This window comes from Streptomyces sp. SL06 (assembly GCF_058244745.1).
The window spans coordinates 682,687-704,368 of the sequence record NZ_JBSYOT010000002.1 but is presented as its reverse complement, the minus strand read 5'-3'; the positions used below and the strand labels follow the sequence as shown (position 1 = coordinate 704,368).

The following is a 21,682-nucleotide window of genomic DNA, read 5'->3' as shown; positions in this document are numbered from 1 at the left end:
GACGGATCGTCGTCGTATCGCGCGTTCGGGGCTGCCGCCGGTGACGGCGGAGCAGGGGACGGCTCTGTTCGACGCGGCCCTCGCCTCCGGTGAACCCGTCGTCCTGCCCGTCCGCCTCGACCTCGCGTCGCTGCGCGGCCGACAGGACATCCCGAACCTGCTCCGCGGCCTGACCGGCACACGCAAGCGCCGTTCGGTTGCGGGTGGTTCGGCGGCGACGGCGGGTCTGGTGCAGCGGTTGGGTTCGCTGGGTGTGGAGGAGCGGCGGGAGATGCTGCTCGATCTGGTGCGTGGGCAGATCGCTGTGGTGTTGGGTCATGCGGGTGCGCAGACGGTGGATCCGGCGCGGGCATTCCAGGACTTGGGTTTCGATTCGCTGACGGCGGTGGAGCTGCGCAATCGTCTGGGCAAGGCGACGGGTCTGCGGCTGCCTGCCACGGTTGTTTTCGACTATCCGACGGCGCACGCGCTGGTGGGTTATCTGCTGGACGAGCTGTTCGGTGTCGTGGAGTCGGCCGAGGTGGTTCCGGCCGCGTCGTTGCCGTCGGTGGCGGACGATCCGGTGGTGATCGTCGGCATGGCGTGCCGGTATCCGGGTGGGGTGTCCTCGCCGGAGGACCTGTGGCGTGTGGTGTCCGAGGGTGTGGACGCGGTGGGTGATTTCCCGGCGGACCGTGGCTGGGATGTGGATGCGTTGTACAGCGAGGACCGGGGTGTGCCGGGTACGACGTATACGCGTTCGGGTGGGTTCTTGTATGAGGCTGCGGGTTTTGATCCGGAGTTCTTCGGGATGAGTCCGCGTGAGGCGGTGGCGACGGACGCGCAGCAGCGGTTGCTGTTGGAGACGACGTGGGAGGCGATCGAGCGGGCGGGTGTGGACCCGGTCTCCCTGCGCGGCAGCCAGACCGGCGTCTTCGCCGGCGTCATGTACCACGACTACGCCAACCTGCTGGCCGGCCCCGAGCACGAGGGCTACCAGGGCAGCGGCAGCGCCGGAAGCGTGGCTTCGGGACGGGTGTCCTACACGTTCGGGTTCGAGGGTCCCGCGGTGACGGTGGACACGGCGTGTTCGTCGTCGTTGGTGGCGTTGCACTGGGCGGCGCAGGCATTGCGGTCGGGTGAGTGCTCCCTCGCCGTCGCAGGTGGTGTGACGGTGATGTCGACGCCGACGACGTTTGTGGAGTTCTCGCGGCAGGGTGGGCTGTCGTCGGACGGGCGGTGCCGTTCGTTCGCGGATGCGGCTGATGGGGTGGGCTGGTCCGAGGGTGTGGGTGTGGTGGTGTTGGAGCGGTTGTCGGATGCTCGTCGGTTGGGGCATCGGGTGTTGGCGGTGGTGCGGGGTTCGGCGGTGAATCAGGATGGTGCGTCGAATGGGTTGACGGCGCCGAATGGTCCGTCGCAGCAGCGGGTGATTCGTCAGGCGTTGGCGAGTGGTGGGTTGTCGGCCGGGGATGTGGATGTGGTCGAGGCGCATGGTACGGGGACGACGCTGGGTGATCCGATCGAGGCTCAGGCGTTGCTGGCGACGTATGGCCGGGACCGGGATGTGGAGAGTCCGTTGTGGCTGGGTTCGGTGAAGTCGAATCTGGGGCATACGCAGGCGGCTGCGGGTGTGGCGGGTGTCATCAAGATGGTGATGGCGATGCGGCACGGTGTACTCCCGCGGACTCTGCACGTGGATGCGCCCAGTTCGCATGTGGACTGGTCGGCGGGTGCGGTGGAGCTGCTGACCGGGGAGCAGGTGTGGCCGGGGGAGGGGCGTGTCCGTCGGGCGGGTGTGTCGTCCTTCGGTATCAGCGGCACCAATGCGCACGTGATTCTTGAACAGGCCGAGCCGGTTGCTGAGGTGGGGCGTGTTGAGTCGTCGGTGGGGGATGTGCCGTGGGTTGTGTCGGGTCGGTCGTGGGAGGCGTTGCGGGGGCAGGCGGAGCGGCTGCGGGAGTTTGTGGCTGGTGGTTCGGTGAGTGTGCTGGATGTGGCGTATTCGTTGGTGTCGGGTCGTACGTCCTTCGATCATCGTGCGGTGGTGCTGGGTGGTGGTGACCGGCTGGCGGCGCTTGGTGCGTTGGCGTCGGGTGTGCCGGATGCCCGGGTTGTGGAGGGTGTGGTTACCGGCGGTCGTACGGCGTTCCTGTTCTCCGGTCAGGGGTCTCAGCGGCTTGGTATGGGGCGGGAGTTGTATGCCCGGTTCCCGGTGTTCGCGGAGTCCTTCGACGCCGTGTGTGCCGGGTTGGATGCTCATCTGGATGGTTCGGTGCGGGATGTGGTGTGGGGTGAGGACGCCGGGCTGTTGAACCGGACGGTGTTCGCGCAGGCGGGGCTGTTCGCGGTGGAGGTGGCGCTGTTCCGGCTTGTGGAGTCGTGGGGTGTGCGGCCTGAGTTCGTGGCCGGTCACTCCATTGGCGAGGTGGCTGCCGCGTATGTCGCGGGGGTGTTCTCCCTTGAGGACGCGTGTGCCCTGGTCGCGGCGCGTGGCCGGCTGATGCAGGCGCTTCCCGAGGGCGGCGCGATGGTGGCGGTGGAGGCGACGGAGGGGGAGGTGCTGCCGCACCTCACCGACGACGTGTCCATCGCTGCGGTCAACGGGCCTTCCTCAGTGGTGGTTTCCGGGCTGGAGGAGACCGTCGAGTCCATCGACGATGCCTTCCGTGAGCGTGGGCGTCGGGTGAGCAGGCTCCGCGTGTCGCACGCGTTCCACTCCCCGCTGATGGAGCCGATGCTCGGCGACTTCCGCGAGGTAGTCGAGGGGCTGGCCTTCCAGGCGCCCCGGATTCCGCTGATCTCCAACGTCAGCGGCGCACTCGCGGAGCCCGGACAGGTGGAGGAGCCCGAGTACTGGGTGAGGCATGTCCGTGAGGCGGTGCGGTTCGACGACGGTGTGCGTGCTCTGGCCGCGGAGGGTGTGTCGCGGTTCGTGGAGCTGGGTCCCGACGGTGTGCTGAGCGGCATGGCGCGGGAGAGCGCGGGCGAGGACGCGGTCCTGGTCCCGGTGCTGCGCAAGGACCGCGAGGAGGTGGCGGCGGCGTTCACCGCGCTCGGCCGACTCCACACCGTGGGCGTGGACATCGACTGGGCCGGCTTCCTCGCCGGGACCGGCGCACGTGCCGTCGAGTTGCCGACGTACGCCTTCCAGCGGCAACGCTACTGGCCCGAGGGCACCCTCACCCGCGCAGGTGACGTGCGCTTCGCCGGACTCGGTGCCGCCGGGCACCCGCTGCTCGGGGCGGCCGTCGAACTGGCCGGTTCCGACGGCCTGTTGTTCACCGGACGCCTCTCCACCCAGTCGCACCCCTGGCTTGCCGACCACGCCGTCCAGGGCGTCGTTCTGGTGCCCGGAACGGCGCTGCTGGAGCTGGCACTCCGCGCCGCCGACGAAGTGGGCTGCGGCCAGGTCGAGGAGCTGACCCTGTCCGCGCCGCTGACGCTGCCCGAACGGGGCGCCGTGCAGGTCCAGGTGCGGGTCGGCGCCGCCGACGAGGACGGTCGCTGCTCCCTGGCCGTGCACACGCGCGACGAGGACGACACCCGCGCCTCGTGGACGGTTCACGCCACCGGCACGCTCGTCGCCGAGCCCGTCGCCCCCAGCGACTTCCGGGCCGTCGAGTGGCCGCCGGCGGACGCCGTCGCGGTCGACGTGTCCGACTGCTACGACCGCCTCGCCGAGGCCGGATTCGGCTACGGCCCCGCCTTCCGGGGGCTGCGCGCGGCCTGGCGGCGCGGTGACGAACTGTTCGCCGAGATCGCTCTGGACGACGGGACCGACGGCAGCGCCTTCGGCCTGCACCCGGCACTCTTCGACGCCGCGCTGCACGCCTTCGCGCTCGACGACGAGGGCCATGGCGGAGTCCCGTTCTCCTGGGGAGGAGTCGGTCTGCACGCCTCCGGGGCGTCCGCCCTGCGGGCCAGGCTCACCCGCGACACCGACGGCACCATGGCCCTCGACCTGGCCGACCCGGCGGGTGAGCCGGTGGCGACCGTACGCTCCCTGACCGTACGGCCGTTGACGGCCGCGCAGCTCAACACCCCCGCGCGGGACACCCTGTTCCAGGTCGAATGGGTACCGGCGCGGACCGTGGAGGGCGCCGTAGAGCCGGGAGCGGTGACCGCCCTGGACCTCGGCGACGGACACGGAATCGCGGGCCTGTCGGATTCGGACGGCGACGGGTCCGTGGGCCTGTCGACGCTGGAGGAACTGGCGGTGGCGGACGAGGTGCCGACCACGGTGTTGGTGGCCGTCCCGGAGCCCGGTGACGACGCCGAACTGGTGGACAGCGCGCACTCCGCCGCCTCCTGGGCCCTGGGCCTGGTGCGGTCGTGGCTGGCCGTGGAGCGGTTCGCCGGCTCCCGTCTGGTGTTCGTCACCCGCCCGGCCGAGGGGGCCGAGGGGCTCGCCGCCGCCCCCGTCCGGGGCCTGGTGAGGTCCGCGATCTCTGAACACCCGGGCCGTTTCGGCCTGCTGGAACTCCCTGCCGACGCCGACGCTGCGGTCGTCCTGGCCGCCCTCGCCTCGGGCGAGCCGGAGGCGGCGGTACGCGACGGCGAGGTGCGGGTGCCGCGGCTTGCCCGCGTGACCACGGGTGAGGCTGCCGCAGGGCCGAGCTGGGACGACCTCGCCGGCCCGGTGCTGGTGACGGGTGGGACGGGTGGTCTCGGGCGTGTGCTGGCCCGGCATCTGGTGTTCGAGCACGGTGTGCGTGACCTGCTGCTGGTGAGCCGGCGCGGTCCTGCCGCCGAGGGAGCGGCGGAACTGGTCGCCGAACTGTCGGAGTCGGGCGCACGGGTGTCCGTCGAGGCCTGCGACGTGACAGACGCGGACGCGGTGGCCGACCTGGTCGCTCTGCACGGGGTGTGTGCGGTGGTGCATGCGGCGGGTGTGTTGGACGACGGGTTGTTGGAGTCGTTGTCGGGTGAGCGGGTGTCGGGTGTGTTGCGTCCGAAGGTGGACGCGGCGTGGAATCTGCACCGGGCGACGTTGGGTGTGGATCTGGCGGCGTTTGTGGTCTTCTCGTCGGTGGCGGGGGTGTTCGGGAGTGCCGGGCAGTCCGCTTATGCGGCGGGGAATGTGTTCCTGGACGCGTTGGTGGAGTATCGGCGGGGTCTGGGTCTTGCTGCTGTGTCGTTGGTGTGGGGTCCGTGGGCTCAGGATGCAGGGATGACGGAGGGTCTGTCGGAGACGGATCGTCGTCGTATCGCGCGTTCGGGGCTGCCGCCGGTGACGGCGGAGCAGGGGACGGCTCTGTTCGACGCGGCCCTCGCCTCCGGTGAACCCGTCGTCCTGCCCGTCCACCTCGACCTCGCGTCGCTGCGCGCCCAGGGCGAGGTGCCCCCGCTGCTCAGCGGACTGATCCGTACCCCGGTGCGCCGCACCGCCGCGGCGGCGGGTTCCGCCACCGCGGCCGGGCTCGCCGCGCGTCTCGCCGGCCTCGCGGAGACCGAACGCCGCGAGACCGTGCTCGACCTCGTACGCGGCCAGATCGCGGTTGTCCTGGGCCACTCCGGTGCCCAGACCGTGAACCCCCACCGCGCCTTCCAGGACTTGGGCTTCGACTCGCTGACGGCGGTGGAACTGCGCAACCGCCTCGGCAAGGCGACCGGCCTGCGCCTGCCCGCCACGGTCGTCTTCGACTACCCGACCGCCGACCTCCTCGCCGGTCACCTCCTCGACAGCGTCCTCGGCACCGAGGCCGCCGCCCTCGTACCGGTGGCGTCGTTGCCGTCGGTGGCGGACGATCCGGTGGTGATCGTCGGCATGGCGTGCCGGTATCCGGGTGGGGTGTCTTCGCCGGAGGACCTGTGGCGTGTGGTGTCCGAGGGTGTGGACGCGGTGGGTGATTTCCCGGCGGACCGTGGCTGGGATGTGGATGCGTTGTACAGCGAGGACCGGGGTGTGCCGGGTACGACGTATACGCGTTCGGGTGGGTTCTTGTACGAGGCTGCGGGTTTTGATCCGGAGTTCTTCGGGATGAGTCCGCGTGAGGCGGTGGCGACGGACGCGCAGCAGCGGTTGCTGTTGGAGACGACGTGGGAGGCGATCGAGCGGGCGGGTGTGGACCCGGTCTCCCTGCGCGGCAGCCAGACCGGCGTCTTCGCCGGCGTCATGTACAACGACTACGGCAGCATCCTCGCCGACGAGCAGTACGAGGGCTATCGAGGCAACGGCAGCGCGGGCAGCATCGCGTCCGGCCGTGTCTCCTACACGTTCGGGTTCGAGGGTCCCGCGGTGACGGTGGACACGGCGTGCTCGTCGTCGCTCGTCGCCATGCACTGGGCGGCGCAGGCGTTGCGGTCGCGCGAGTGCTCCCTCGCCGTCGCCGGTGGCGTGACCGTCATGGCCACGCCCACCGCCTTCATCGAGTTCTCCCGCCAGGGCGCCCTCTCCCCGGACAGCCGCTGCAAGGCGTTCTCCGACTCCGCCGACGGCGCCGGCTGGTCGGAGGGTGTGGGCATGGTCGTCTTGGAGCGGTTGTCGGATGCTCGTCGGTTGGGGCATCGGGTGTTGGCGGTGGTGCGGGGTTCGGCGGTGAATCAGGATGGTGCGTCGAATGGGTTGACGGCGCCGAATGGTCCGTCGCAGCAGCGGGTGATTCGTCAGGCGTTGGCGAGTGGTGGGTTGTCGGCCGGGGATGTGGATGTGGTCGAGGCGCATGGTACGGGGACGACGCTGGGTGATCCGATCGAGGCTCAGGCGTTGCTGGCGACGTATGGCCGGGACCGGGATGTGGAGAGTCCGTTGTGGCTGGGTTCGGTGAAGTCGAATCTGGGGCATACGCAGGCGGCTGCGGGTGTGGCGGGTGTCATCAAGATGGTGATGGCGATGCGGCACGGTGTACTCCCGCGGACTCTGCACGTGGATGCGCCCAGTTCGCATGTGGACTGGTCGGCGGGTGCGGTGGAGTTGCTGACCGGTGAGCAGGCGTGGCCGGGGGAGGGGCGTGTCCGTCGGGCGGGTGTGTCGTCCTTCGGTATCAGTGGGACCAATGCGCACGTGATTCTTGAACAGGCCGAGCCGGTTGCTGAGGTGGGGCGTGTTGAGTCGTCGGTGGGGGATGTGCCGTGGGTTGTGTCGGGTCGGTCGTGGGAGGCGTTGCGGGGGCAGGCGGAGCGGCTGCGGGAGTTTGTGGCTGGTGGTTCGGTGAGTGTGCTGGATGTGGCGTATTCGTTGGTGTCGGGTCGTACGTCCTTCGATCATCGTGCGGTGGTGCTGGGTGGTGGTGACCGGCTGGCGGCGCTTGGTGCGTTGGCGTCGGGTGTGCCGGATGCCCGGGTTGTGGAGGGTGTGGTTACCGGCGGTCGTACGGCGTTCCTGTTCTCCGGTCAGGGGTCTCAGCGGCTTGGTATGGGGCGGGAGTTGTATGCCCGGTTCCCGGTGTTCGCGGAGTCCTTCGACGCCGTGTGTGCCGGGTTGGATGCTCATCTGGATGGTTCGGTGCGGGATGTGGTGTGGGGTGAGGACGCCGGGCTGTTGAACCGGACGGTGTTCGCGCAGGCGGGGCTGTTCGCTGTGGAGGTGGCGCTGTTCCGGCTGGTGGAGTCGTGGGGTGTGCGGCCTGAGTTCGTGGCCGGGCACTCCATTGGCGAAGTGGCTGCCGCGCATGTCGCCGGGGTGTTCTCCCTTGAGGACGCCTGCGCGCTGGTGGCGGCGCGTGGCCGGCTGATGCAGGCGTTGCCCGAGGGTGGCGCGATGACGGCCGTCGAGGCCACCGAGGACGAACTGCTGCCGCACCTCACCGACGAGTTGTCCCTCGCCGCCGTCAATGGCCCCACGTCGGTGGTGCTCTCGGGACGAGAGGACGCGGTCCGAGCCGTCGCCGACCACTTCCGTGCGCAGGGACGGAGGGTGAGCGCACTCCGCGTCTCGCACGCGTTCCACTCCCCGCTGATGGAACCCATGCTCGACGACTTCCGTGCGGCCCTTGGTGGGTTGTCGTTCGCGGAGCCGGTTGTGCCGGTGGTATCGAATGTGACCGGTCGTATCGCCGGGGCGGGCGAACTGGCCACTCCGGACTACTGGGTGACGCATGTCCGTGAGGCGGTGCGTTTCGACGACGGTGTGCGTGCTCTGGCCGCGGAGGGTGTGTCGCGGTTCGTGGAGCTGGGTCCCGACGGTGTGCTGAGTGGCATGGCGCGGGAGAGCGCGGGCGAGGACGCGGTCCTGGTCCCGGTGCTGCGCAAGGACCGCGAGGAGGTGGCGGCGGCGTTCACCGCGCTCGGCCGACTCCACACCGTGGGCGTGGACATCGACTGGGCCGGATTCTTCGCCGGGACCGGCGCACGTGCCGTCGAGCTGCCGACGTACGCCTTCCAGCGGCAGCGCTACTGGCCCGAGGGCACCGTCCGTGCCGCGTCCGACCCCCGGTCCGCCGGCGTCGACGCGGCCGACCATCCGCTGCTGGGCGCCGTGGTGACGCTGCCCGACTCCGACGGTGCGGTACTGACGGGCCGGCTGTCGGTGGACGCTCAGCCGTGGCTTGCCGACCACGTGGTCCTCGGACGCGTACTGCTCCCGGGCACGGGCCTGGTCGAGCTGGCCCTCGCCGCCGGTGAGACGGTCGGCTCGGCCACGCTGGAGGAACTGACCCTTGCCGCGCCCCTGGTGCTGCCCGAGGACGGCGCGGTCCAGATCCGCGTTGTCGCGGGCCCGGACGCGGACGGTCACCGTACGGTCACCGTCTACTCCCGTCCCGAGAACGCGGGCGACGCCCCGTGGACCACCCACGCCACCGGCTTCCTCGCGGACGGGCCCGCGGCGGTGGGGACCGCTCTGGCGCAGTGGCCTCCGGCGGGCGCCGAGGTGGTGCCCGTCGAGCACGCCTACGATGTCTTCCGTGACCGTGGTTACGGCTACGGGCCGGTGTTCCAGGGGCTTCACAAGGCCTGGCGCAGGGGCGAGGAACTGTTCGCGGAAGTCGCGCTGCCCGAGGACGCCGCCGGCGAGGCGGGCCGCTACGGACTGCACCCGGCGATCCTCGACGCAGCCATGCACACGGGCATCCTCAATGAGGTGGAGGGCGAGACGGTCGTCCCGTTCGCCTGGAACGACGTGACCCTGCACGCCGTCGGTGCCGCCGCGGTCCGCGTCCGGATCAGCCGCCTCGACGGCCGTGCCGTCTCCCTCACCCTCGCCGATGTGACCGGGGCGCCTGTCCTGACCGTCGGCTCCATCGCGAGCCGGCCGCTCTCCGCCGACCAGTTGGGCTCCGCGTCCCCGGACGCGGGCGCGCTCTACGGCATCGACTGGACGCCGGTGTCGGTGGAGGCCTCTGCCGCTTCGGACCCGACGCCCTGGGCCTTCTGGGGTGAGGTGTCGGGTTCGGGTGTGGTGCCTGGTGTGGTGGTGCTGGAGGTGGAGGCGCCGGCTGGGGTGGATGTTCCGGTGGGGGTGCGGTCGGTTCTGGGGCGTGTTCTTGGGGTGGTGCAGGAGTGGTTGGGTGATGAGCGGTTTGGTTCGTCGCGTCTGGTGGTGGTGACGCGGGGTGCGGTGCCGGTGGGTGGTGTTGGTGATGTGGTGTCGGCTCCTGTGTGGGGGTTGGTGCGTGCGGCGTTGGCGGAGAATCCGGGTCGGTTCGGGTTGGCGGATGTTGCGGTGGGCGCGGGTGTGGATGCGGTGGGGCGTGCGGTGGCGGTGGTGGTTTCGGGTGAGTCCGAGGTCGCGGTGCGTGAGGATGTTGTATTTGTGCCCCGTCTGAGTCGTCTTGGGGGGGAGCGGGTTGAGGTGCCGTCGTTGGATGGTGAGGGTGCGGTGTTGGTGACGGGTGGTACGGGTGGTCTGGGTGCGGTGATGGCGCGGTATCTGGTGGTGGAGCGTGGTGTGCGTGATCTGGTGTTGGTGTCGCGTCGGGGTGTGGGTGCTCCGGGTGCGGAGGCGTTGGTGGCGGAGTTGCGTGGGTGGGGTGCTGCGGTGGAGGTGGTGGCGTGTGATGTGTCGGATCGTGGGGCGTTGGTGGGGTTGGTGGGTTCGTTGGTGTCGGGTCGTGGTCTGTTGGGGGTGGTGCATGCGGCGGGTGTGGGTGACAACGCTCTGGTGGGTGCGTTGTCGGGGGAGCGGTTGGATTCGGTGTTGGGTGCGAAGGCGGATGCGGCGTGGTGGTTGCATGAGGCGACTGCTGGTGTGGAGTTGGCGGCGTTTGTGCTGGTGTCGTCGGCGGGTGGTCTGGTTCTGACGGCTGGTCAGGGCAACTATGCGGCGGCGAATGTGTTTTTGGATGCGGTGGCGGCGCGTCGTCGGGCCGGGGGCCTGGTGGGTACGTCGATGGCGTTCGGGTTCTGGGATGTGGGTGGGGGGTTGGGTGAGTTCTTGTCGGAGGTGGACCGGCGTCGGATGGCGTCGCAGGGTCTTCCGTTGTTGTCGCGCGATGCGGGACTGGCGTTGTTCGCGGCGGGGTTGGACCGGCCGGAGGCGACGGTGGTTCCCCTGCGGGTCGACACCACCGCCCTGCGCACCCGCACCGATGCTCTGCCGGCGCTGCTGAAGGGGCTGGCCCCGACGCGCCGTTCGGCGGCGGCCGTGGTCACGGCGGCGCACACCGAGGGCTCGACTGCCGACCGGCTGGCCGCTCTTCCGGAGGCGGAGCGGCACCGGACCGTGCTGCATCTGGTGCGGTCGCAGGTCGCGGCGGTGCTGGGGCATGGCTCTGCGGAGGCGATCGGTGCGGACCGGGCGTTCCAGGAGTTGGGCTTCGACTCGTTGGCCGCGACCGAACTGCGCAACCATCTGAACACCCTCACCGGGCTGCGGCTCCCCGCCACCCTCGTCTTCGACCACCCCAACGCCCTCGCCGTCACCGAACACATCGTGAAGCGGCTCGGCGGCGGCACCGACCGGACCGACGCACCCGTCACCGGCGGCGGGACCGCCGTCGACGACGAGCCGATCGCGATCGTCGGCATGGCCTGCCGCTACCCGGGCGGAGTCACCTCGCCCGAGGACCTGTGGCGCCTGGTCATGGACGGCGTGGACACCGTCTCCGACCTCCCGGACGACCGCGGCTGGGACGTGGAGAACCTCTACGACCCCGAGCCCGGCAAGGAGGGCAAGAGCTACACGCGGCGCGGCAGCTTCCTGCACGACGCCGCCCAGTTCGACCCCGGCTTCTTCGGGATTTCTCCCCGCGAGGCCCTCTACATGGACCCCCAACAGCGGTTGCTGCTGGAGACCTCCTGGGAGGCCCTGGAGCGCGCGGGCATCGACCCGACCTCCCTCAAGGGCAGCCGCACCGGAGTGTTCGCCGGCGTGATGTACCACGACTACGCACTGAACGTCTCGCCCTCCGGCACCGCGGGCGGCAGCGTGGTCTCCGGCCGGCTGTCCTACACCTACGGCTGGGAGGGCCCCGCCGTCACCGTGGACACGGCCTGCTCCTCCTCCCTGGTGGCGCTGCACCTCGCGGTGCAGGCGCTGCGTTCCGGAGAGTGCTCGCTCGCCGTGGCCGGCGGTGCCACCGTGATGTCGACGCCCGGCATGTTCGTCGAGTTCAGCCGCCAGCGCGGGCTGTCCGCCGACGGCCGCTGCAAGGCCTTCGCGGGCGCCGCGGACGGCGTCGGCTGGTCCGAGGGCGTCGGTGTGCTCCTCGTCGAGCGGCTGTCGGACGCCGTACGCAACGGACACCGCGTGCTCGCCGTCGTCAAGGGGACGGCCGTCAACCAGGACGGCGCCTCCAACGGCTTCACGGCGCCCAACGGCCCCTCGCAGCAGCGGGTCATCCGGCAGGCGCTCCAGGGCGCCGGGATCGCCGCACCCGAGGTCGACGTGGTCGAGGCGCACGGCACCGGCACCAGCCTGGGAGACCCGATCGAGGCACAGGCGCTCCTCGCCACCTACGGCCAGGACCGGCCCGAGGACCGGCCGCTCCTGCTCGGCTCGATCAAGTCGAACATCGGGCACGCGCAGGCCGCCGCCGGTGTCGCCGGCGTCATCAAGATGGTCATGGCGATGGAGCACGGCGTGGTGCCGCGCACCCTTCACGTGGACCGTCCGTCGCCACACGTGGACTGGACCGAGGGCCGCGCCGAACTGGTCACCGAGGACCGCCCGTGGCCGGTCACCGACCATCCGCGCCGCGCCAGCGTCTCGGCGTTCGGCCTCAGCGGCACCAACGCGCACGTGGTCCTGGAACAGGGCCCCGCGGCCCCGGCCGAGGACGCCCCGCGCCCCGCCCCGGCCGACCGCGCGCCCGCGCTGCTGCCGTGGACGGTCGGCGGCGCGACCCCGGAGGCCCTGCGCGCCCAGGCCGCCCGCCTCCTGGCCCACCTGGAGACCGCGCCCGGCACGAACGCCCTGGACACGGCGTACACCCTCGCCACCGCCCGTACGGCGCTGGAGTCCCGCGCGGTCGTGCTCGGCGCCGACCGGCAGGAACTCCTCGGCGGACTGCGCGCCCTCGCCACCGGCGACCGGAGCCCCGCCGTGACGACCGGCACCGCCCGGTCCACGGGCACCACCGCGTTCCTCTTCACCGGACAGGGCGCGCAGCGCCTCGGCATGGGCCGAAGCCTGTACGACGCCTTCCCCGCGTTCGCCGAGGCCTTCGACGCGGTCTGCGCCGGACTCGACGAGCACCTGGAACGGCCACTGCGCGAGGTGATGTGGGGCGACGACGAGGACGCCCTGAACGCCACCGCGTACGCCCAACCCGCCCTGTTCGCCTTCGAGGTGGCCCTGCACCGGCTGCTCACCTCATGGGGTGTCGTCCCCGACCTGGTGGCCGGTCACTCGATCGGCGAGGTGGCTGCCGCGCATGTCGCCGGGGTGTTCTCCCTCGCCGACGCCTGCGCGCTGGTGGCGGCGCGCGGCCGGCTGATGCAGGCGTTGCCCGAGGGTGGCGCGATGACGGCCGTCGAGGCCACCGAGGACGAACTGCTGCCGCACCTCACCGACGAGTTGTCCCTCGCCGCCGTCAACGGCCCCACGTCGGTGGTGCTCTCGGGACGAGAGGACGCGGTCCGAGCTGTCGCCGACCACTTCCGTGCGCAGGGACGGAGGGTGAGCGCACTCCGGGTCTCGCACGCGTTCCACTCCCCGCTGATGGAACCCATGCTCGCCGAGTTCCGTGAGGCAGCCGACCGGCTGTCCTACGGTGCGCCCCGGCTGCCGGTCGTGTCGAACGTGACCGGCCGTGTCGCCGAGGCCGGCGAACTGACCGACCCCGCCTACTGGGTGACCCATGTCCGCGAGGCCGTCCGCTTCGCCGACGGCATACGCGCCCTGCGCACCGCCGGCGTGGACCGCTGCGTCGAGATCGGCCCCGAGGCCGTCCTCACCGGCATGGCCCGCACCTGCCTGGACGACCAGGCGGACACCGCCGTCCTGCTGGTCCCGACCGCCCGCAAGAACCGCCCCGAGACCGAGGCGGTCCTCGGCGCCCTCGCCCACCTGCACACCGCCGGCACGACGGTCGACTGGGCCGGTTTCTTCACCGGGAGCGGCGCACGTGCCGTCGAGCTGCCGACGTACGCCTTCCAGCGGCAGCGCTACTGGCTGACCGCGACCGACGGCGGCCCCGCCGCGGCAAGCGCCGGACTCGACACCTTCGACCATCCGCTGCTGGCCGCCGCGGTGACGCTGCCCGACTCCGGCGGCGCGGTACTGACGGGCCGGCTGTCGGTGGAGGCACAGCCGTGGCTGGCCGACCACGTGGTCCTCGGACGCGTACTGCTGCCCGGCGCCGTCCTCGTCGAACTCGCCCTCGCCGCCGGGGAGTCCGTGGACTGCCCGACACTGGACGAGCTGACCCTCGCCGCGCCGCTGGTACTGCCCGAGCGGGGCGGCGCCCAGGTCCGCGTCGTCGTCGGACCGCGCACCTCGGAACGTCGTACCGTCGCCGTCTACTCCCGCCCCGAGGGCACCGAACAGGACTGGGCCACCCACGCCACCGGCTTCCTCACGGACGGGCCCGCGGCGGTGGGGACCGCTCTGGCGCAGTGGCCTCCGGCGGGCGCCGAGGTGGTGCCCGTCGAGCACGCCTACGACGTCTTCCGTGACCGTGGTTACGGCTACGGGCCGGTGTTCCAGGGGCTTCACAAGGCCTGGCGCAGGGGCGCGGAACTGTTCGCGGAAGTCGCGCTGCCCGAGGAGGCCGCCGAGGAGGCGGGCCGCTACGGACTGCACCCCGCGCTGCTGGACGCCTCCATGCACGCCGCGATCCTCAACGACAGCACCGGCGACGTCCAGGACCAGGGTGACGGCGACACGGTGATCCCCTTCGCCTGGAACCGAGTCACCCTGCACGCCGTGGGCGCCGCCGCGGTCCGCGTCCGGATCGCCACCGCCGAGGACGGCGGCATGGACATCCGCGTCGCCGATGTGACCGGGGCGCCTGTCCTGACCGTGGGCTCCATGGTCGGCCGCCCGGTCTCCGCCGACCAGTTGGGCTCCGCGTCTCCGGACGCGGGCGCACTCTACGGCATCGACTGGATGCCGGTGTCGGTGGACACCACCGCCGTTGTGGACATGGCCTCGTGGGCCGATGTGTCGGCTTCGGGTTCGGGTGTGGTGCCGGGTGTGGTGGTGCTGGAGGTGGAGGCGCCGGTTGGGGTGGATGTTCCGGTGGGGGTGCGGTCGGTTCTGGGGCGTGTTCTTGGGGTGGTGCAGGAGTGGTTGGGTGATGAGCGGTTTGGTTCGTCGCGTCTGGTGGTGGTGACGCGGGGTGCGGTGCCGGTGGGTGGTGGTGTGGGTGATGTGGTGTCGGCTCCTGTGTGGGGGTTGGTGCGTGCGGCGTTGGCGGAGAATCCGGGTCGGTTCGGGTTGGCGGATGTTGCGGTGGGTGCGGGTGTGGATGCGGTGGGGCGTGCGGTGGCGGTGGTGGTTTCGGGTGAGTCCGAGGTCGCGGTGCGTGAGGGGGAGGTGTTGGTCCCGCGTCTGAGTCGTCTTGGGGGGGAGCGGGTTGAGGTGCCGTCGTTGGATGGTGAGGGTGCGGTGTTGGTGACGGGTGGTACGGGTGGTCTGGGTGCGGTGATGGCGCGGTATCTGGTGGTGGAGCGTGGTGTGCGTGATCTGGTGTTGGTGTCGCGTCGGGGTGTGGGTGCTCCGGGTGCGGAGGCGTTGGTGGCGGAGTTGCGTGGGTGGGGTGCTGCGGTGGAGGTGGTGGCGTGTGATGTGTCGGATCGTGGGGCGTTGGTGGGGTTGGTGGGTTCGTTGGTGTCGGGTCGTGGTCTGTTGGGGGTGGTGCATGCGGCGGGTGTGGGTGACAACGCTCTGGTGGGTGCGTTGTCGGGGGAGCGGTTGGATTCGGTGTTGGGTGCGAAGGCGGATGCGGCGTGGTGGTTGCATGAGGCGACGGTGGGTGTGGAGTTGGCGGCGTTTGTGTTGGTGTCGTCGGCGGGTGGTCTGGTTCTGACGGCTGGTCAGGGCAACTATGCGGCGGCGAATGTGTTTTTGGATGCGGTGGCGGCGCGTCGTCGGGCCGAGGGTCTGGTGGGTACGTCGATGGCGTTCGGGTTCTGGGATGTGGGTGGGGGGTTGGGTGAGTTCTTGTCGGAGGTGGACCGGCGTCGGATGGCGTCGCAGGGTCTTCCGTTGTTGTCGCGCGATGCGGGACTGGCGTTGTTCGCGGCGGGGTTGGACCGGTCGGAGGCGACGGTGGTTCCCCTGCGGGTCGACACCACCGCCCTGCGCACCCGCACCGACGACATCCCCGCTCTGCTGCGCGCCCTGGCGCCGGCCCGTCGTACCGCGGCCGTCGCCGGAACCGTCACCGGGGGCTCCTCGGACGAGTCGCCCGCGCAACGGCTGGCCGCTCTTTCGGAGGCGGAGCGGCACCGGACCGTCCTGCATCTGGTGCGGTCGCAGGTCGCGGCGGTGCTGGGGCATGGGTCTGCGGAGGCGATCGGTGCGGACCGGGCGTTCCAGGAGTTGGGCTTCGACTCGCTGGCCGCGACCGAACTGCGCAACCACCTCAACACCCTCACCGGGCTGCGGCTCCCCGCCACCCTCGTCTTCGACCACCCCAACGCCCTCGCCGTCACCGAGGTCATCGAGGAGGAACTCGCCGCCGCGTTCCCGCAAGCCGGGGCGGACGGCAGCGCCGACGGCGCCGAGGACGGCGTACGCCGTGCCCTGTCCTCGATCCCGGCCAGGCGGCTGCGCGACGCCGGACTGATGGACACCCTGCTCGAACTCGCCGGAGAGAACGGCGAGTTCGGCGACGCGGACCGGGACGCCCTCCTCGACTCCCTCGACCAGGACGCACCCGACCTCGAAGACGACCTCCCCGACGGCGCCGGACCCGCCGCCCGTGCCGAGACCGCCCGGCTGCGCCGCGACAACCGCAGGCTCACCGCGGCCCGGCACGAGCCGATCGCCATCGTCGGCATGGCCTGCCGCTACCCGGGCGGGGTCAGCTCGCCCGAGGACCTGTGGCGCCTGGTCACCTCCGGCCAGGACGCCATCGTGCCGTTCCCCGAGGACCGCGGCTGGGACCTGTCGATCCTGCGCGACCCCGAACACCGCGACCCCGACGGCCTGTACGCCAGGGAGGGCGGCTTCCTCGAAGGGGCGGCCGACTTCGACCCCGGCTTCTTCGGCATCTCGCCGCGCGAGGCCCTCGGCATGGACCCGCAGCAGCGCCTCGCGCTGGAGACCTCCTGGGAGGCCCTGGAACGTGCGGGCATCGACCCCACGTCCCTCAAGGGCAGCCGCACCGGCGTGTTCGCCGGCGTGATGTACCACGACTACCCGGGCAGCGACGGCAACGGCAGCGTCGTCACCGGACGGGTCGCCTACAAGCTCGGACTTGAGGGCCCCGCGGTCTCCGTCGACACCGCCTGCTCCTCCTCGCTCGTCGCCCTGCACCTCGCGGTGCAGGCGCTCCGGCAGGGCGACTGCTCGCTCGCGGTCACCGGCGGTGTCACCGTGCTGTCGACGCCCGCCGTGTTCGCCGAGTTCGGACGCCAGGGCGGTCTCGCCCCCGACGGCCGCTGCAAGTCGTTCGCCGCCGCGGCGGACGGCACCGGCTTCTCCGAGGGCGCCGGCTTCCTCGTCGTCGAACGGCTCTCCGACGCCCTGCGCAACGGGCATGAGGTCCTCGCCGTGGTCCGGGGCTCCGCCGTCAACCAGGACGGCGCCAGCAACGGCCTCACCGCGCCCAACGGCCCCTCCCAGCGCCGGGTCATCCGGCAGGCCCTCGCCAACGCCCGCCTCGCCGCCGACCAGATCGACGCGGTCGAGGCACACGGCACCGGAACCACGCTCGGCGACCCCATCGAGGCACAGGCGTTGCTGGCGACGTACGGCAGGGACCGCGAGCCCGGACGGCCGCTCCTGCTCGGCTCCGTCAAGTCGAACATCGGACACACCCAGGCCGCCGCCGGTGTCGCCGGCGTCATCAAGATGGTGATGGCCCTGCGCAACGGGCTGCTGCCCGCCACCCTCAACGTGGACGCGCCCAGCGACCAGGTCGACTGGACCACCGGCTCGGTGGAACTGCTCACCGAGGCCCGCCCCTGGCACGACACGGGCCGCCCCCGCCGTGCCGGTGTCTCCTCCTTCGGGCTCAGCGGCACCAACGCGCACGTCATCGTCGAGCAGGCGCCCGCCTCCGCCCCACCGGCCGCACCGGCGCAGCCGGCCACCGGCGCCACAGGCGGTACCGGGGACTCGGCCCCCGTCGTCCCGTGGCTGCTGTCGGCCCGCGACCACGACGCCCTGCGCGCCCAGGCCGCCCGCCTCCTCGCCCACCTGGAGGCCACCCCCGACGCCCGGGTCCTGGACACCGCGTACACCCTCGCCACCGCCCGCACGGCCTTCGAGCACCGCGTCGCGGTCACCGGCACGGACCGCGCAGGACTGCTCGCCGCGCTCGGCGCCGTCGCCCGCGGCGAGGAGCCCGCGACGACGGCGGGCGAGGGCCTGCTCGCCGTGCTGTTCCCGGGCCAGGGCTCGCAGCGGCTCGGCATGGGCCGCGACCTGTACCACCGGTTCCCGGTGTTCGCCGAGGCCTTCGACGCGGTGTGCGCCGGACTGGACGAACACCTGGAACGGCCGCTGCGCGAGGTGATGTGGGGCGACGACGAGGACGCCCTGAACGCCACCGCGTACGCCCAGGCGGCGCTCTTCGCGCTGGGCGTGGCCCTGCACCGGCTGCTGGCCTCGTGGGGTGTCGTCCCCGACCTGGTGGCCGGGCACTCGATCGGCGAGATCGCCGCCGCGCATGTCGCCGGGGTGTTCTCCCTCGACGACGCCTGCGCCCTGGTCGCCGCGCGCGGCCGGCTGATGCAGGCCCTGCCCGAGGGCGGCGCCATGGCCGCCGTCCGGGCCACCGAGGAGGAGGTGCTGACCCACCTCACGGAGGATGCCGCGGTGGCCGCCGTCAACGGACCCGATTCCGTGGTGGTGTCCGGCACCGCCGAGGCCGTCGAGAAGGCGACCGACGCCCTGCGCGGTCTCGGCCGCCGTACGACTGCCCTGCGCGTGTCGCACGCCTTTCACTCGCCGCTGATGGAACCGATGCTGGAGGAGTTCCGGAAGGTCGTCGCCGGCCTCTCCCCGCAGCCGCCCGCCCTCCCGGTCGTCTCCAACCTCACCGGGGCCACCGCGAGCGCCGAGGAACTGTGCTCCGCCGACTACTGGGTCCGCCACGTCCGCGAGGCCGTCCGCTTCGCCGACGGCGTACGCACCCTGCACGAGGCCGGGGCCACCCGCTTCCTCGAACTCGGCCCGGACGGCGTCGCCTGCGCCATGGCACGCGAGAGCCTTCCCGAGGACGCGGTCACCGTCGCCGCCCAACGCCGCACCGCCGCCGGGGAGGACACACTGGTCGACGCGCTCGCCCGGCTCCACGGCCACGGCGTCGCCGTCGACTGGGCCGCGTTCTTCGCCGGACTCGGCGCCCACCGCGTCGACCTCCCCACCTACGCCTTCCAGCGGCGCCGCTTCTGGCCCGACGGCATGGTGACGCTCGGCGCCGGGGCCGAGGCCGCCGGGCTCGCCCCCGCCGACCACCCGCTGCTCGGCGGCGCGGTGGAACTCGCCGGCACCGACGGGCACCTGTTCACCGGCCGCCTCTCCCAGGGCACCCACCGCTGGATCGCCGACCACCGGGTCATGGGCGCCGTCCTGGTGCCCGGCACCGCCCTGCTGGAACTCGCCGTCCACGCCGGTACGGCCCTCGGCTGCGACCGGGTCGAGGAACTGACCCTCGCCGCACCGCTGGTCCTGCCCGAGCGGGGCACCGTACAGGTGCAGGTCGGCGTGGGCGCCGCCGACGAGTCCGGACGGCGGACCCTGGCCGTCCACTCCCGGCCCGCCGACGACTCCGGCGCCCCCTGGACCACCCACGCCGAAGGCCTCCTGGCGTCCGGCCCGGCGGACAGCCCCACCGCAGGCTTCGACGCCACGGTGTGGCCGCCGCGGAACGCCGAACCCCTCGACGTTGACGGCCTCTACGAGCGCTTCGAGGACGCCGGGTTCGCCTACGGGCCCGTCTTCCGCGGACTGCGCGCCGCCTGGAGCCGCGACGGCGAGATCTTCGCCGAGGCCGCCCTGCCCGACGGCACCGACGGCGCCCCGTTCACCCTGCACCCGGCCCTGTTCGACGCCGGCCTGCACGCCACCGCGCTGGGCGGCGACGGGGACGGCTCCGGGGCGGGCGAGGTGCCGTTCTCCTGGAACGGGGTGTCCGTGCACGCCGTGGGCGCCTCCGCGGTACGGCTGCGGCTGTCCCGCGCCGACGACGGCACCCTCGCGATCGCCGTCGCCGACACCGCCGGGGCGCCCGTCGCCGAGGTCCGCTCCCTGGTGACCCGGCCGCTGGCCGCCGGACAGCTCGGCCGGGCCGGCGCCGCCGGAAGCGACGCGCTCTTCGCCCTGGAGTGGACGCCCGCCCCGGCCGGCGCCGCGCGGGGCGGCACACAGAGCGGTCCGGTCACCGTGCTCGGTCCCGACACCGCCCACGTCGGGGACCTCGACGCCGCGCACGCGCCCGGCCTCGCCGATCTGGGCGACACCGCCCCGCCCGTGGTGCTGCTTCCGGTGGCCACCGGCGACGGCGGCGACCGGGCGGCCGCCGCGCACACGGTGACCGCCCGGGTCCTGGAGACCTTGCGGGCCTGGTCGGCCGAAGAACGGTACGCCGACTCCCGGCTGGTCGTCGTCACCCGCGGCGCCACCGACGGAGCCGACCCCGCCGCCGCGGCGGTCTGGGGCCTGGTGCGGGCCGCCCAGGCCGAGAGCCCCGGCCGGTTCGTCCTGCTCGACCTGGCGGCCGGGACCGGCACCCTGGACGCCGCCCCGGCGCGGGAGGCCCTGGCCTGCGACGAACCGCAGCTCGCGGTGCGCGAGGGACGGCTGCTCGCGCCCCGGCTGACCCGGACGGCCCCGCCGGCCGTCGACGAACCGGCCGGCTGGGACCCGCGGGGCACCGTCCTGGTCACCGGCGGCACCGGCGGTCTCGGCGCCGCCGTGGCACGCCACCTCGTCACCGACCGCGGTGTACGGAACCTGCTCCTGGTCAGCCGGCGCGGTCCGGCCGCCGAGGGGGCCGGCGACCTCGCCGCGGCCCTGGAGGAGGCGGGCGCCACCGTCACCGTCGCCGCCTGCGACGTGGGCGACCGCGCGGCCCTCGACGCCCTGCTCGCCGACGTGCCGGCCGACCGTCCGCTGCGTGCCGTGATCCACGCGGCCGGTGTCCTGGACGACGGGACGCTCCCCTCGCTCACCCCGGAACGGCTCGCCCGCGTGCTGCGGCCCAAGGCGGACGCCGCCTGGCATCTGCACGAGGCCACCGCCGAGGCGGACCTCGACGCGTTCGTGCTGTTCTCCTCCGTGGCGGGCACCCTCGGCAGCGCCGGACAGGCCAACTACGCGGCGGGCAACGCCTTCCTCGACGCCCTCGCCCGCCACCGCGGGGACCGCGGACTGCCCGCGGTGTCGATGGCCTGGGGCCCATGGACCCGAGGGAGCGGCATGACCGGCGAACTCACCGACGCGGAGATCGCCCGGATGACCCGCGCGGGCATGCCCCCGATGGCGCCCGAACAGGGCCTTGCGCTGTTCGACGCCCTGACCGCGGCGCCCGACACCGCCCCGGCCGTCCTGCCGGTGCGGCTCGACCTCGGCGCGCTGCGTGCCCTGGGCGAGGTGCCGCCGCTGTTCCGGTCACTGATCCGGACCCCGGCCGCCCGGCGGTCCGCCACGGCCCAGGGCGCCGCCGCTGCCGCCGGACTCGCGCAGCGGCTCGGCGGACTCACCCCGGCCGAGGGCCAGGAGGTCCTGCTCGACCTGGTGCGGGGTCAGATCGCCACCGTGCTCGGCCATGCCGGCCTGGCCGACGTGGAACCGACCCGCGCCTTCCAGGACCTCGGCTTCGACTCGCTGACCTCCGTCGAACTGCGCAACCGGCTCGGCGCCCTCACCGGCGTCCGGCTGCCGGCCACCCTGCTGTTCGACTACCCGACCCCCAGCGAACTCGTCGCCCACCTGCACACCCGGGTGGCGCCCGCGCCGGCCGGCGGTCCCGCCGCAGTCCTCGCCGAACTGGACAGGCTGGAACGGGCGTTGGCCGGGGTCGAGGCCGGGCCTGAGCTGTTCGAGCAGGTCGCGGGCCGACTGGAGGTGCTGCGCGGCAAGTGGCAGGAGACGCGGGCCGACTCCGACGCCGCGAAGAAGGACGAGAAGGAGTCCTTCGACTTCGACTCCGCCTCCGACGAGGACATGTTCGACCTGCTCGACAACGAGCTGGGCCTGTCCTGA

General features: G+C 72.4%; 1 protein-coding gene (cut by a window edge). It reads left to right on the top strand.

Annotation, left to right across the window (positions count from 1 at the left end; all coding sequences use genetic code 11):
* Nucleotides 1-21,682, top strand: partial view of an SDR family NAD(P)-dependent oxidoreductase gene (locus AC4IHM_RS03400; protein ID WP_490865592.1) — the 3' portion only. The gene continues 9,992 nt to the left of window position 1, outside the view; only the last 21,682 of its 31,674 coding nucleotides appear in the window; its start codon lies off the left edge, out of view; its stop codon occupies nt 21,680-21,682.